We start from the raw sequence: 14,891 nt of genomic DNA on the forward strand, positions 1-14,891 counted from the left end.
AAGGTGGGAAGCGCTCGGGTGAAAAGTTTGCAGATAGAGAAACGAGATCCGATTTTATAGAGGTTGAAGCGTGTTGAGGGGTTATTACAAAGGCAGATGGCAAGAATACTGGGAGTTTCGCAGACTTTAATAAAAGGGCTTGAATGAATAGGTTCACGGTACATTGCCGGTGATGATTAACAGTTATAACAAGTCGTTTGCATTAAATCAATCAGAAATGTAGGGAATCACGAGAACCGTCCCGCTGATTCTAGTAGAACCGTACCCGTGACCTTTTTATTTTCGGAATAATCTGTAAATTTATTGAAGTAAATGTTTTAGTATGTTATAAATGGTATGACCTTTCGTCCAGTTGTTCTGTAGCAAATGGTAATAAAAAAAGGGAGATGTATTTTAATGAGCCAAGACGGTATTGAGATTAGTATCAAGCCTGGTCTGGACAAAGAATCATCTAGCGTGACAGCAGTTGGAAGTGTTCGTCACATTATTACCAAAAAGGAAATGAAGAATTTTGGAGTTGAGAGAGATCAATTAAAGAAATCCGTAGGAAATTTTTTCGGCCAAGCGCCTAAGGATGTATTTCTTTATAGTCCGACACCATGGGGTGATCTGTTTAGAAAATTTGGTGGAGATGAAACCTCAACTGTTTTGAAGGTTAAGGACGCTAAAGTAATTGATATTACCTCTAAACCAGTTGTTATATCAAGCCAAACGTTTAAGAACGACAGTAGTAGTCATGCTACATTTGACTGTGCAATTAAAGATTCAGTAAGTGAAACAGTTGAAAGTTCATGGAGTAGTTCAAATAAGATTGAGGCTTCGCAAGCTATTAATTATACAGTAGGCTTCCCAGGTGGTGATGCTGGAGGTGAAACTAAAATAGCTTACTCCCATTCATGGGGAGAAGAAACATCTCATTCAAAACAAATAGAGGTGGGCCGTTCTTCTGGCGTGCATGTGAATTTAGAACCAGGACAAGCAGTAGAAGCGATAATAAATGCAAGTCGAGGGAGTATGAAAGTGGAAATAGTGTACGAAGCAAAATTGTCTGGTTCTTTTTGGACTAATTATCCAAACAAATGGAAAAAACATCATTTTTGGCGTTTTAACATAGATCAGGTATTTAATACTAATAAAATCCCAAATTCCATCATTGTCACAGAGAACATCTTAGTTGGTTTTTATGCAAACTCAACAATTGATCTTAAAGATGTTGAAACGCAAAGATCTCTTAATTCCGTTATTGCAGATAATTCCGAAACACTTAGCTTTACCACTTAACCTAAAGGGGGATAGCGGTGTGGTAATTCAAAGTAGTAGTAAATAGATGAAGAACCTTAGTAAGTTCCTCTTGGTTTCATCTTAAGACACAAGCAAACCAGGTGGCTAACCCTTTTACATTAGGCCACCTGGTTTTACGGTTTTAAGGATAAAAAGAGAAAGAGCGGTCTAAAGGAAGGTTATACTGGTTTTCTTGATTAATTTAATTATAGGGAAAGGAAATCATTAGAACCGTCCTTCTGTTTTACTATTTGATGGGGGATGTTATTTTGTTCTTTATTGAGAACGGATTAGATTTTTAACTAAACCAAGTAAGGAGACTAACGAATGAACAAATCAGTTATCAAACTTTTTGTATTGACCTCATTGATGTTTGTAGCATTGTCAAGCCTGTCAGGGGAAGTCAGTGCGAATGTTGATCATCCCTTTGCTAGTGGAGCAGGTACAGAAAATGATCCCTATATTATCGAAACGGCTGACCAATTAGATCAAGTAAGAAATTATTTGGACGCACATTTCGAATTAGGTGCTGACATTGACTTAAGTGGATACGGCGATCTTGATGGTAAAGGCTGGAATCCGATTGGTGCTATTTATTCCCCATTTACTGGCAGTATTAATGGAAATCAGCATACCATTTTAAATTTAACTATCAAACGACCAGATGAATGGGAGGTAGGTTTATTTGGGTACATTAAATCCTCTACAATAGAAGACTTATATCTACTAAACGCTTCAATTACAGGAGGGCAGTATTACACTGCAGGGATCGCTGGAGGGGCTGATTCATCTATAATAAGAAGAATAGCTGTCAATGGGACTGTAGAAAGTGGTGGTGCTAATTATACTGGCGGAATTGTTGGGAATTACATGAGAGGTACATTGTCGGAGTCAATTTTTATAGGAGATGTACACGGCACATATATGGTGGGAGGAATGATTGGCTACTCGTTTAGCGTTCAAGTTAAAAATGTATTTGTTGAAGGGACACTAGATTCTAATACGATCCAAACTGGAGGAATGATTGGGTACTCTTATAAAAATACTATAAAAAATTCTTATACTACTATGAAAGACGAAACATATAAACATTTTATAGGTATAGCAGACAATAGTTCAATTCATAATTCATTTGGAGTAATAGCACCGGTGGGAAGAAAAGTAAATTTTCTTGGAGATGATCGGGGAAATACTATTAACAACTCCTTTTTGGTAGAAAAAAATAATTATTCAATAGTAAGCGAGCTAATCTACCCAGAATGGAATAACACAATATGGACCATCGGAACTGGGAACAACCTCCCTCGGTTAAAAGCATTGATGAAAGATCAAACTTCACCGGTCACATCAATGGTCATTCCTGAAGTTCCTGAAACTGGTTGGTTTAATAAAAACATTCCACTAGAATTCTCAGTAAACGAAGACGCCACTATCCAATATCGTAAAAATGGTGAAGATTGGATCCAATATACTACCCCTGAATCCTTAGGTGATGGTGTATGGACAGTTGAATATTTTTCGACAGATGAAGCGGGTAATGTAGAAGATAGAAAGACGGTTCAACTGAAGATTGATACAACCAAACCACTATCAAACTTTTCAGTAGAAGGAACGAAAGGAAAGAACGACTGGTATGTTTCAAATCCAACACTCACTCTCTCACCTGAAGATAGAGGCTCTGGAATTGATACTACAGAGTTTAGGTTAAATAAAGGAGAATGGATGTCTTATGAGATTCCAGTTACATTGCAAGAGGGAATGCATTACGTAGAGTTTCGTTCAACTGATGTTGCAGGAAACGTAGAAGATACACAAACGATAGATTTGAACGTAGATACTACTGTACCGGAGCTAGAAGTCGGATTGAACAAGTATAATTTATGGTCACCGAATAAAAAGATGCATGAGATCTTAGCCACGTTGGCCTCTTCTGATACCACTTCAGAAGTCGACTCTGTTGAGCTAGTGTCAATCACAAGTAATGAAGATGATGGACGTCAAGATGACATTCAAGGTGTAGAGTATGGTACCGAGGATACAGAGTTTTCCCTACGTGCAGAGCGGTCAGGAAAAAAATCGGGGCGTGTGTATACAATAACTTACTTAGTAACAGATTATGCTGGTAATGATTCGATTGAAGTAGTCACAGTAGACGTTCCACATGATAAAGGGAAACGGTGATTCACGTGATTCAAACCCAAACAAACCCCAACACCCCTGAAGCCAAAGCATAAAACAGCATAGGCCCAATCGTCATCCGAATAATCGTACCTTCCTTCCCAACCATTCCAACAACAGACGCGGCAGCAACAACATTCAAGACACAGATCATATTACCTGCATTTGCTCCAAGAACTTGGAGAGACAGCACGAGTTGCTCTTTCATTTGGAGCTGATCGGCTACACTGAATTGAAAGAGGGAAAACATCATGTTACTAAAGGTTGCACTTCCTGAAATGAATGATCCGAGTGCTCCGATGAAGGGCGCAACGAGTGGCCAGGCATCTCCTACAGAGTTCGCAACCATTGTTGCTAGTTCCATTGGCATGCTCATTAAATCAGCACCGTTCAATTCTGAATTGATGAAGATCCGAACCATTGGTACAGCTGTACCTAACGGTCCCAACCATTGTTTTTAGAGAATCAACAACGGTTACTTTGACTGCTTTCATAGACATTTTATGAATGAAGATGGTAATGAGAATGACGACAAGGAAAATGGATCCGGGTAAATACAGTGGTTCAAATGATGTACTAATTTCTGTACCGAGAATTTGTTGCCAGCCTACTTTCACTGATCTTAACCAGTCTTTGATCGGTAGGAAATCTAACCGTGTCAAAACTAAGAAAACTGCTACTAAAAGGTAAGGGATCCAGGCAAGCCATAGCGGAAGGGTTCTACTTATATTCGGTGTGTTTACAGTAGATTCTTCGAAATCCCACGACTCCTCAGGAAGTAGAAATCCTCGTTTTGCGGCAGGAATGACAATGGCAAGCCCTACAAGTCCGCCAATGATCGAAGGAAATTCAGGTCCTAGGAGGCTTGCGACAATAAAAGCTGGAACGGTAAAACTAAGTCCAGCGAATAGAGCGAACTTCCATAGAGCTAATCCTTCTTTCCAAGAATGATTTTTCCCGAAAAAGCGTGTTAACATCATGACTAAAATAAGTGGAATAAACGTACCTACGAATAAATCAATAAATACGGCACTTTGCGTCACAGCCTGCAAATAGTCCCCCATAGACTGATTCCCAATGGATGCTGTGACTTGATCCGCGACAGCAGGACCCTGACGAAGCCCCTGGTCAACACCTACAATAATAGGCGTTCCGACAGCTCCGAATGATACTGAACTACTATCAGCGATCAGAGCGTGCGCGACAGCAGCAAGCGGAGGGAAACCAAGTGCGACAAGCAGCGGAGCGCCAATCGCTGCAGGAGTTCCGAAACCAGCTGCGCCTTCGATGAATGCCCCAAACAACCACGCAATAATAATCAGTTGCACCCTTCGATCCGTTGAAATTCCCATAAAACCCGTCCGAATCGCATCGAGAGCACCACTATTCCGTAACGTGTTTAATAACAAGATCGCACCAAAGACGATCCAAAGAATCGATACTGAAATAATAAGCCCTTCAAGAGAAGCCGCTACAATTTGTACAAGAGAAATTTTCCATACAACATAAGCCAAAATAGCAGTAAGCAACAAACTAACCGGCATCGCTTTTGTAGCGGAAGTCTCAATAGAACAAGAAGAATAAATACCGCGAGGACGGGGGTTAAAGCTGTTAAAAGTTCGTAACCATTCATGATTATCACCCTAATGTATGCTTAGTTGATTGTGATACTTTACACAAATGAGTATATATGAATAGGAGATAGCTTTATGTGATGAATCTCACACTGTGAATCACGGAAGCGGTTCTGGTGATTCAATTATTAACTGGATAAATAATATTAAGTAATTCGAGAGAAAGAAGTTGGACGAATCATGAATTTGATTCGTTCAACTTCTTTTTGATATTTTTCTAATGAATCAGCAGAACCGTCCCAGTCACTCAATGATGATTCCTATACACTAAATAAACTAAATATAATTAATTTTCAAAAAACCATTGTGATACTCCAAATGTTCCTCTATAATGAGGTCAAACGACACAACTAAGGGAAACCATCTCATAAAATGTAATCCATTACATTTTGGGTTGAATTATGACGAACAGCCATTTATAGTTTAAAATAGGACACGTATTTTAAACACTAGGGAGACAAGCATAATGGCGAACATGATAGATGTGGCAAGGCTTGCGAATGTATCGACGGCGACCGTATCTCGGGTGATACAAAACCCTGAGACGGTAAAAGAGAAGACGCGTACTAAGGTTCTCAAGGCAATTGATGAGTTGAATTATCAGCCAAATATTTTAGCTCGGTATTTTAGAAGGACGGAGACAAAAACGATTCTTGTTATGGTACCGTCTATTGCAAATAATGTATTTCCTCAAATGATTGAAGGAATTGATCTCGTCGCGAATCAATCGGGTTACAAAGTTCTTCTTGGTAATACAAATCAGGAACCTGATAAAGCTTATAGCTACATAGAGGAGCTGAAGCAGAAGCAAGTTGATGGAATGATTTTATTAACAACAAGATTAGATTACCAAATCATTTCAGAGTTAGGAGACGATTATCCTGTTGTCTTAACCTCAGATTATATTGAAGGATTAACCGCACCTACTGTGGCGATTGATAATATTAGCAGTGCACGTGTTGCAGTAGAACACTTACTGCAACTTGGTCATCAAAGAGTAGGCATCATTACAGGTCCTTTGGATATTCCGTTAAGCAGGGATCGGTTAAAAGGCTACAGACAAGCGCTTCTTGAGCGTGACATAGGAGTAGAAAGTGTTTTGATCCAGGAAGGTAGTCATTCCTATGAGTCCGGATACAATCAGATGCAGAAGTTTCTAGCTTTAGATAAGTCACCAACTGCGATCTTTGCAGCAAACGACACAATGGCGATGGGGGCGATTAAAGCGGTTAAAGCACATGGGCTTCGTGTACCTGAAGATGTTGCTGTGGTTGGTTTTGATAACATCCAATTCTCTGCTATCTTTGAACCTGCTCTAACAACAATTGCACAGCCGTTTATTGAGATGGGAAAGCGATCAATGGAGCTTCTACTAAAGCAGATTAAAGGGGAACCTCTCGAGAAGAAACAGCATGTTCTTGATACAAAGCTTATTATCAGGGAGTCATGTGGATCTCAGAATCAGGATTAGTCTTATGACTATTCTGTTACAATTAAATGTAATCGTTTACTTTTTGAGAGAAGTGCAGAACGTTGATTAATATGATTTCTTGTGTTCTATCATGGCTTAAAATGTAATCCATTACATTTTGTCGGTTAACTATTTTCGGGAGGTGAATGACTGATCTTCAGTTTAGAAAGTCATATCTATTTTACAAAGGAGAGTTAGAAAAATGGCAAATATACCTGTTGCAGTACAGATGTACACGTTACGAGAAGAGTGTGAGAAAGATTTTGTTGGTACATTAGAAAAAGTTGCGGAAATCGGATATCAAGGTGTGGAATTTGCTGGTTATTACGGCATGCTTGCAAAAGATTTGAAAAAAGTAATTGATCAACTTGGATTAAAAGCAGTTTCTAGCCACATTCCACTCGATTCGTTACAAGAAGATCTTCTAAGTGTAATAGCGTACCAGCGTGAAATTGGAAGTAACAAGATCGTTTGCCCGTTTATTGCACCGGAACAACGAACGGAGGAAGGTTATTCGGAACTTATTCGCAGCTTGAATGACATTGGACAGGAATGCTCGAAAGAAGGTATCACGTTATCGTACCACAATCATGATTTCGAATTAGAGCGTTTAAGAAATGGCAAAACGGCGCTTGAAACTATTTTAGATGAGACGAATCCAGAATGGGTGAAAGCAGAATTCGATATTTATTGGTTAACGCGCGCTGGAGAGGATCCGGTGGAGTGGATGAGACGTTATCAGGATCGAACACCACTTGTTCATTTAAAAGATATGACAACGGATGGTGAGAAAGTCTTTGCTGAACTCGGAACGGGCGGAGTTGATCTTAACGCGGTATTGAATCAGGGAAATGCGTCGAACGTTGAATGGTGGATTGTTGAACAGGATAGATGTAATCGCTCTCCTTTAGAAAGTATTGAAATCAGCATGAACTATTTCCTTAGCAAGCATTCTTAATGAATTCGATTGTTGTCTTTACTACAAATGAGGGGGTAAAGCATGAAGAAACTAACGGCTTTATTATCAGTAATTGCAATGCTTTTGTTAGCAGCTTGTGGTGGGAATCAAGGTGCTTCGACAAGTACCGGTTCAGGTGATGGAGATGAGAAGGTTATTGAAATGTGGCACATTGAAACGGGTGAGCGTGAAGCCCTTTTTGAGGAAGTTGCCAAGCAGTTTGAAGAAGAAAATGACGGTGTGAAAGTGAAGTTGTTGCAAGCGCCAAATGATGCATACAAACAGAAGTTAGCTGTTTCCATGTCGGGAGGTAATCCGCCAGATATTTTCCAGAGCTGGGGCGGCGGATGGCTGAAGCATTTCGTTGATCAGGGAAATGTTGAAGATATTACGGCGAATGTGGATCAGGACCATTACTTGGAGATGGCGTTAAATAACGGAACGTTTGATGACAAGGTATATGGTGTGCCTATGGGATTATCGCTTGATGTCATCTTTTATAATAAGGAAATTTTCGAGAAATACAATCTTGAAGAACCGAAAACATATGAGGAATTTACCAATGTAATCAAGACGTTGAATGAGAATGATGTGACGCCTCTTGCGTTAACGAATAAAACAAAGTGGCCTGGAGCGTATTACTTAATGAACTTTGCGAGTCGTATTGGTGGACCCGATTTATTCGAGAGCGCATTTAACCGAGAGGGACGTGGATTTGATGACCCGGCATACGTTCAAGCGGGAGAATACATTCAGGAATTAGTTGAGATGGATGCTTTTAACAAAGGATTTAATGGCATTCCATATGATGAAGGGCGTGGCCGTCAGTTAATGTATTCTGGACAGGCTGCAATGATGGACATGACGATTTCCTTCTTAAATAATGTCCGTGAGGAAGCTCCAGATTTTGAGGAAAAGCTTGGTTTCTTCGTTTTTCCAACGATCCCTGGCGGTGAAGGGAATCAAACACAAGTTGGTGGTGCAACTGGGCCAGTGTGGTCAGTGGCATCAGAGTCAGAGCATCCTGAACTAGCTGCTGAATTTATTAAGGCACTTACAACTAAAGAAACCTCACAAAAGTTTACGGATCGAACAGGGACACTCACAGCTGTGAAGGGAGTAGTTCCGAAGGATGATTTTGTGAAAGAGTTTTATGAGGTGGCACAGAATGCTTCCCATATCCAAATGCCTTATGACCAAACACTACCTCCAGAGCTTGCTGAACTGCATAAAGACACCACGCAGGCACTCTTTGGCTTATCCATGACACCAGAAGAAGCGGCTAAGAAAATGGAAGCGAAGGCTGAAGAGCTTCTTGAATAAGAGAAAGAGGGGGCATCCCCTTTTTCTTATCATAGGGAGGGAGAGTGTTACACATGGAGACTGCTGAGGTGACGAGAAGAAGTAATACGGCCAGGGTTATGGCAGGAACGAAAAAACGAAATGTCAGGAAAGCCGTAACGATTGGACTGTTCACGGCACCTGCACTGATTGTTTATCTCGTTTATGTCGTATACCCTATTCTATCTACGCTCAGCTATAGCTTCTACAGCTGGGATGGAACAAGTGATAAAACGTTCATTGGCTTCGATAATTATATTCAATTATTCAATGATACGATTTTTTGGACATCGCTTACGAACAATGTCTGGGTTGTGTTGACATCCGTATTTGTTCAAATCCCTTTAGGTATGATTATGGCGCTGATGCTGTTTGCACCCATTAGAGGGATTCGATTATTTAGTAGTGTTTATTTTCTACCATTCTTAATGTCAACTGTTGCAATCGGGTTATTGTGGGTGTACATGTTTGATCCGATTAATGGCATCATTAATCAACTTGTGAACGTGCTAGGTTTTGAAAATGTAGCGTGGCTGAGTGATGATAATACGGCTATGATTGCCATTCTACTAGTTGTGGTATGGCAGTTCTCGCCATTCTACATGATTCTCTTTAAGGCTGCAATGGTAGGGATTGCAGAGGAACTCTATGAATCCGCACAAATTGACGGGGCGAATTCGTGGCAGAAATTCTTTCATATTACATTGCCTTTGCTTATGCCCACGATCGTTAGCTCATCGATTCTAGCGATAGTTGGATCACTTAAAGCGTTCGATATTTTCTACATTATGACCGGCGGTGGCCCGAACCATGCGACAGAGTTAATGGGAACATACATGTTTAAACAGGCGTTTATTAACTTCAATATGGGATATGCAAGTGCCATCGCGTTTATTATGTTTCTGATTGCGCTGGTTGTCACGGTTCTAATTCAGGTTGTTGATTATAACCGTAAGAAGAAAGGAGCTTTCTAATGGTTCAATCACTAAGAAAGGCGCCTTTATATCTAGTAGGTCTACTGCTTCTCGTATTTACTGGTTATCCATTTGTTTACATGATTTCGACTTCCTTAAAAGATCAGAGCACATTCTTTGAGAAGCCGTTCGCCATCTTTACTAGCATAAAACTAGGAAACTATGCTGATGTCTTTCAGATGGGATTAACACGATACTTCTTGAATAGTATTCTTGTTTCGGTTGTAGCTGTTGTGGCGGTTATGTTGATTGCCGCTCTTGCGAGTTACCCATTAAGCAGAATGAAATTTCGCTTGAACCGCGGATTGTTTCTTCTTTTTATTTCAGGAATGATGCTTCCGATTCATGCTACGTTAATTCCGATCTTCAAGTTGTCACAAGATATGGGATTATATGATTCATTGCTTGCCCTGATTGGACCATACATCGCATTCAGTCTACCGATTTCAATTTTTATTTTAACGCAATTCATGCAGGAAATTCCGAAGTCACTGGAAGAAGCAGCGAAGATCGATGGATGCTCCCATTTTGGAATCTTTTGGCGTATTATGCTTCCAATGCTAACACCTGCACTCATGACGGTTTTCATTTATAACTTTATCCATCTGTGGAATGAATTTATCTTTGCGCTTGTCCTTGTTTCCAGTCCGGAAAATATGACATTGCCATTAGGATTACAGGACTTCTATGGGGAATTCTCAGTCAACGTACCAGGTTTGATGGCAGCGTTATCATTGGCAAGTCTACCAATGCTCGTTGTGTACTTGTTCTCGCAAGAAAAAGTTGTTAAAGGACTAACAGGTGGAGCGGTAAAAGGATAGAGAGGTTTAAAAGGAGTGAGAGAAGTTGGACAAAATTAGAATTGGTGTGATTGGCTGCGGAAATATTAGCGATATTTATTTAACGAACCTTCGAGAACTGGAGAGTCTTGAAGTGGTTGCAGTAGCCGATCTGAATCATGAGAAAGCAGTTGAGAAAGCGAATAAATACGGGATTGATCTAGTGCTCGGGGTAGATGAATTACTTGATGATGATGCGATTGATCTCGTTCTTAATTTAACTATTCCGGCGGCACATGCAGAGATCAGTTTACGTGTAATAGAAGCAGGAAAGCATGTCTATTCAGAGAAACCGCTCGCGATTACGCTTGAGGATGGCAGAAAAGTGTTAGCGAAGGCTGAAGAGAAGGGTCTCTTAGTCGGATCGGCTCCGGACACATTTCTGGGTGGGGGTCTTCAGACATGCAAGAAGCTCATTCAGGACGGCGCAATCGGAGAACCAATTGCTGCGACAGCATTTATGATGGGGCATGGTCCTGAGAGCTGGCATCCAGATCCGGAATTCTTCTATCGTGCTGGTGCCGGACCAATGTTTGATATGGGTCCTTATTATTTATCGGTTCTTATCAATTTAATTGGACCTGTTCAGCGTCTCACTGGATCGACGCGAGTGACGTCACCTGAACGGACGATTACAAGCGAGCCAAAGTACGGTCAGAAAATTAAGGTGGAGACGCCTACGCATGTAGCGGGGATTCTGGACTTCGAAAATGGTGCGATTGGAACGCTGATTACGAGCTTTGATGTGTGGGGATCTAAAACACACTTTATAGAAATCTATGGAACGAAAGGTTCACTGAGTGTACCCGATCCGAATACGTTCGGCGGACAAGTGCTCTTGAGGAAACCTGGTGAAGTAGAATGGTCTGAAATTGCTATTACCCATGGCTCTATTGATAATAGTCGCGGAATCGGTGTAATCGATATGGTAGATGCTTTGAAAAATAGGCGGCCGCATCGAGCAAATGGAGAACTTGCTTATCATATACTGGAAACCATGCATGGCATTCATGAATCGTCAATAAAAGGTGAGCATTACCGGATGACAAGCACGTGCCGTCAACCTGAAGCACTTCCGAGTGAAATTACAAAATGAAAGAGGGATGGAGATGCAGAAAATGAAAGTAGCTATTATCGGATGCGGAAGTATTGCAAGGCGACGTCACTTACCGGAATATCGGTCTCATAAACAGGTTGAAATCGTAGCGGTTTGTGATGTTGTGAAGGACCGTGCTGAGGAAATGGCGAGGGAATATGGCGGGGTGGCCTATACGGATTATCGTGATTTATTAGAGGATAATAAAATCGATGCAGTAAGTGTATGTCTACCAAACTCTTTGCATGCCCCTGTTTCCATTGCTGCATCAAATGCAGGGAAGCATGTGTTGTGTGAGAAGCCGATGGCGACCTCACGTGAAGAAGCTGAATCTATGATTCGGGCTGCAAAGGCAAATGACAAAAAACTGATGATTGCTCATAACCAACGGTTTGTAGATTCTCATGTGAAAGCAAAAGAGCTGATTGAAAGTGGAAAAGTTGGTAAGATCTATAGCTTTCGGACTACATTCGGCCACCCGGGACCTGAGAGCTGGAGCATTGATGGAGCGACTAGCTGGTTTTTCGATAAAGAAAGAGCATTTATTGGTGCCATGGGGGACCTTGGTGTACATAAATCAGATTTGTTGAGATACCTTCTTGGAGAAATTGTTGAAGTAGGAGCATTTGTTGGAACGAATGCCAAGGAAAATACAAATGTGGATGACAACGCAGTATGTATTCTTAAGACCGAAACAGGTGTTGTAGGTACTCTAGCAGCTAGCTGGTCTTATGTATCAGGCGGGGACAATTCTACGATTATTTATGGTGAAAATGCTGTTCTGCGTCTTGAAGATGACCCGGACTATTCATTAGTTGTTGAGTATAAGAACGGTGACGTGGTAAAGAATAAACTCCAAAAAATCCAGACGAACGAAGAAGGTGGACAACTGAATACCCATGTGATTGAGAAGTTTGTGGATTGCATTGTAAATGATGAAGTTCCAAAAGTGAGTGGGGAAGAAGGAATGAAGTCATTGGACGTTATCCTGGCTGCGCTTGAAGCGAATGAAACCGGTCGTGTTGTTAAGGTGGATGTTGGTAGAGCTGTGGTTTAGAGAGTCAGGGGAAGGTCCTCATGATTCATTTCAAAGTATGTAAAGGTAAAGTAGAGCTAGGACGATATCTGCACGAATAATTAGCTTTCCTTGTTTTATGAATACAAGTGAATCAACAGTCCCGTACTGCTAATCCCTTAAAGAAAAGGGCGAAACCATCTTGGTTTTGCCCTTTTCTGTACCAACCCATTCTAAAACTCCCGATCGATCTCCCGCAACTTATCATAAGACTCCTTCAAATGATCAGGAACAAACTTCCGCCCGAATTCCCAGGCGTTCTCTTCAATTTCAGCGAGAAGCTTTTGCTGAACTTCCTCATCTTCGTACATTAAGATCCTCAAGTCATGCCTGTGCTTTTTAAAGTCTAAATAATATCCGATCTCGTGGTAGAGAAGGAGTAGAGCGATATTTTCTTCGTTTTCTTTTAGTTTAAAGTTTACTTTTGCTTGGTACCCGTTGATTTGTAAATAGTTAAATTTAATCGTGTTCGTTGATACGTTATAGCTCATTGGAGCGTTTAGCTCGTTATTGAATTCATAATTGATCGCTAAATCGTGTTCTTCCAACGTGTCTTTAATAATTTTTTCGACATCCCATATATATAACATGTTTCTTAATCACTACCTTTTTGTAAAGCTATCTTGTTAATGCACTATTTTAAACCATCCTACGCTATCCTACCACTATTTTTGGGTAGAAGAGCAGTAAATGAGTGGAACTGTTCCTCGTGATCAACTATAAAATTATAAACGGAGTATGATCGCTCATCTTTACTGTCTTCTCTACTCTTTCGTTACCCCTGATAATCATATAGCTAACTGTTTCTTTCCTTGTTGGCGCATAGTTCACGCTGTGTGATTGAAGAAGTTTTTCTGATAGAAACAGGCTAGTTAAATCGTTAACAGTTAATTGATAATAACCAGTGTTGTCCGGATCCGTCTTGCAGTTCTCTTCATTCTCCGTAATGTTAATCTTGCCTTTCCCTTTTAGTAGTAAAAGGCAATAGTCCTCATCAAGAAGATACGATTCGTTTGCTCTGGTATCACTGATTTCGAGCTTTTGCGAAATGATCGGAAGACTTTTAAAGAGAACTTCATTATGAGTTCCTTTTACAACATGTTTGTCTCCATCGATCGCAAACACGCTTTTTAACGCTGCGTTCCCATCTCCAGCATCCGTTTTGATTGCGTTGATCACTTTACCATCGACCCATTCTTGTTTGGAAGAGGAAGGCACTACTTCGAAGTATTCAATTGTTTCTTTTCCAATCCCAGCAATTAGTGTGACCGTGATCTTTCTCTTTTGTAACTTCTTCGTTTTCGAATTAAGGTGATCTAGGAAGTGATTTTTGGTTTTCATTGAATCATAGGGGATGGGGGTGTATTCGCTCTGTTTACATAGCAAATAGTTTCCGAATGATTGACTAGGGACAATGTCGTGTAGCCCTTTAAAATAGTGATGGATCGCCGTTAGTTCGTTGGAATGGTGGACCTTTGGAAGCAACCATAAATACGCCTCCATATAAAGACGAACGAGATTGATCTTTTCTCCTGAATTGATCGGAAGAGAGCCGCCAGTCCAATAGCTAAAGTTAGGAGGTGATCCTGCATTCGGTGTACACATGATGATCATTTGATCGATATCGTTACTGTAATAAGAGCTTTGCGCATAGGTTCGACTCACTAATCCCCCCATACTATGGCAAACAATGTGCACCTTCTTCTGTTTTGATATTTCCTTAGCTCTTTGGATCGATTCATATAAATAATGTTGTGCTGAATGACGAATAGGTTTTCGCCAATCGTAATAAGCGATGAATAGATTTTCCCCTTCAGTGAGCCCTAATTCCTTCTGGAGCAACTCGATAAAAGGCTTATAAACAATACCGGCAACACCAAAGTGCCAATCTCCAGTCCCTGGAATAATTTCATCACTCATTGAACCAAAAAGACCAGGTACAAATACAACAGGATACTCATTCTTCCTTCCAAGATGATGTAGGATTGTTCCTCGCCACCTTTATGCAGTAGAGTGTATTGTTATTAATCTATTTTTTAATTGG

At 40.6% G+C, this 14,891-nt stretch carries 12 protein-coding genes and 1 pseudogene; 9 read left to right on the top strand and 4 right to left on the bottom strand.

The genetic code is table 11. The annotated features are described in order from the left end of the window. Positions 1-396 precede the first annotated feature (396 nt). Both AB986_RS12635 and AB986_RS12640 read left to right on the top strand, forming a co-directional pair. Positions 397-1,281 carry a hypothetical protein gene (locus AB986_RS12635; RefSeq protein ID WP_048311487.1) on the top strand — a complete coding sequence of 295 codons (885 nt, stop codon included), beginning with the start codon at positions 397-399 and terminating at the stop codon, positions 1,279-1,281. 327 nt (positions 1,282-1,608) lie between these two features. Beyond that, positions 1,609-3,462: an OmpL47-type beta-barrel domain-containing protein gene (locus AB986_RS12640; protein WP_048311488.1), complete on the top strand. Its 1,854-nt coding sequence runs from the start codon at positions 1,609-1,611 to the stop codon at positions 3,460-3,462. A gap of 10 nt (positions 3,463-3,472) precedes the next feature. Here AB986_RS12640 and AB986_RS22920 read toward each other — a convergent pair whose 3' ends face one another. Next, on the bottom strand, positions 3,473-3,835 hold the full coding sequence (locus AB986_RS22920; RefSeq protein WP_330218549.1) for an L-lactate permease: 363 nt from the start codon (positions 3,833-3,835) through the stop codon (positions 3,473-3,475). 4 nt (positions 3,836-3,839) lie between these two features. Then, complete coding sequence (locus tag AB986_RS12645; protein WP_330218550.1) at positions 3,840-4,988, bottom strand: L-lactate permease; 1,149 nt, start codon at positions 4,986-4,988, stop codon at positions 3,840-3,842. 571 nt (positions 4,989-5,559) lie between these two features. On the opposite strand from AB986_RS12645, the gene AB986_RS12650 reads away from it, so the two are divergent. From AB986_RS12650 to AB986_RS12680, 7 genes are all read left to right on the top strand, one after another. Then, the gene (locus tag AB986_RS12650) at positions 5,560-6,564 is read left to right on the top strand and encodes a LacI family DNA-binding transcriptional regulator (RefSeq protein ID WP_048311489.1); all 1,005 of its coding nucleotides are present in this window, start codon (positions 5,560-5,562) and stop codon (positions 6,562-6,564) included. 202 nt (positions 6,565-6,766) lie between these two features. After that, complete coding sequence (locus tag AB986_RS12655; RefSeq protein WP_048311490.1) at positions 6,767-7,522, top strand: sugar phosphate isomerase/epimerase family protein; 756 nt, start codon at positions 6,767-6,769, stop codon at positions 7,520-7,522. Between the two features lie 42 nt (positions 7,523-7,564). Beyond that, positions 7,565-8,845 (top strand): ABC transporter substrate-binding protein, encoded by a 1,281-nt coding sequence (locus tag AB986_RS12660; protein ID WP_048311491.1) that lies wholly within the window; start codon positions 7,565-7,567, stop codon positions 8,843-8,845. A 53-nt stretch (positions 8,846-8,898) separates the two neighbouring features. Next, positions 8,899-9,837, top strand: a complete 939-nt coding sequence (locus AB986_RS12665) for a carbohydrate ABC transporter permease (RefSeq protein WP_053216168.1) — start codon at positions 8,899-8,901, stop codon at positions 9,835-9,837. After that, positions 9,837-10,658, top strand: a complete 822-nt coding sequence (locus AB986_RS12670) for a carbohydrate ABC transporter permease (protein ID WP_048311492.1) — start codon at positions 9,837-9,839, stop codon at positions 10,656-10,658. The genes AB986_RS12665 and AB986_RS12670 overlap by 1 nt, the downstream gene beginning before the upstream one ends. A gap of 25 nt (positions 10,659-10,683) precedes the next feature. Continuing rightward, positions 10,684-11,772 carry a Gfo/Idh/MocA family protein gene (locus AB986_RS12675; protein ID WP_048311493.1) on the top strand — a complete coding sequence of 363 codons (1,089 nt, stop codon included), beginning with the start codon at positions 10,684-10,686 and terminating at the stop codon, positions 11,770-11,772. A gap of 13 nt (positions 11,773-11,785) precedes the next feature. Then, positions 11,786-12,829 carry a Gfo/Idh/MocA family protein gene (locus AB986_RS12680; protein ID WP_048311494.1) on the top strand — a complete coding sequence of 348 codons (1,044 nt, stop codon included), beginning with the start codon at positions 11,786-11,788 and terminating at the stop codon, positions 12,827-12,829. Positions 12,830-13,020: 191 nt separating this feature from the next. Here the strand turns inward: AB986_RS12680 and AB986_RS12685 are convergent, their stop codons facing one another. Both AB986_RS12685 and AB986_RS12690 read right to left on the bottom strand, forming a co-directional pair. Then, positions 13,021-13,437, bottom strand: a complete 417-nt coding sequence (locus AB986_RS12685) for a hypothetical protein (protein WP_048311495.1) — start codon at positions 13,435-13,437, stop codon at positions 13,021-13,023. 445 nt (positions 13,438-13,882) lie between these two features. Next, positions 13,883-14,767, bottom strand: a pseudogene (locus tag AB986_RS12690) (lipase family alpha/beta hydrolase); the annotation flags it as partial. Positions 14,768-14,891: the final 124 nt, after the last annotated feature.

This window comes from Guptibacillus hwajinpoensis, assembly GCF_001039475.1.
In the GTDB taxonomy this organism is placed as follows: Bacteria; Bacillota; Bacilli; order Bacillales; family Guptibacillaceae; genus Guptibacillus; species Guptibacillus hwajinpoensis.

Excerpts from the sequence above, each read along its gene's own strand:
- AB986_RS12635 (WP_048311487.1), top strand. The coding sequence starts at position 397 with ATGAGCCAAGACGGTATTGAGATTAGTATCAAGCCTGGTCTGGACAAA.
- AB986_RS12650 (WP_048311489.1), top strand. The coding sequence starts at position 5,560 with ATGGCGAACATGATAGATGTGGCAAGGCTTGCGAATGTATCGACGGCG.
- AB986_RS12670 (WP_048311492.1), top strand. The coding sequence starts at position 9,837 with ATGGTTCAATCACTAAGAAAGGCGCCTTTATATCTAGTAGGTCTACTG.
- AB986_RS12680 (WP_048311494.1), top strand. The coding sequence starts at position 11,786 with ATGCAGAAAATGAAAGTAGCTATTATCGGATGCGGAAGTATTGCAAGG.
- AB986_RS12640 (WP_048311488.1), top strand. The coding sequence starts at position 1,609 with ATGAACAAATCAGTTATCAAACTTTTTGTATTGACCTCATTGATGTTT.
- AB986_RS12665 (WP_053216168.1), top strand. The coding sequence starts at position 8,899 with ATGGAGACTGCTGAGGTGACGAGAAGAAGTAATACGGCCAGGGTTATG.
- AB986_RS22920 (WP_330218549.1), bottom strand. The coding sequence starts at position 3,835 with ATGAGCATGCCAATGGAACTAGCAACAATGGTTGCGAACTCTGTAGGA.
- AB986_RS12685 (WP_048311495.1), bottom strand. The coding sequence starts at position 13,437 with ATGTTATATATATGGGATGTCGAAAAAATTATTAAAGACACGTTGGAA.
- AB986_RS12655 (WP_048311490.1), top strand. The coding sequence starts at position 6,767 with ATGGCAAATATACCTGTTGCAGTACAGATGTACACGTTACGAGAAGAG.
- AB986_RS12660 (WP_048311491.1), top strand. The coding sequence starts at position 7,565 with ATGAAGAAACTAACGGCTTTATTATCAGTAATTGCAATGCTTTTGTTA.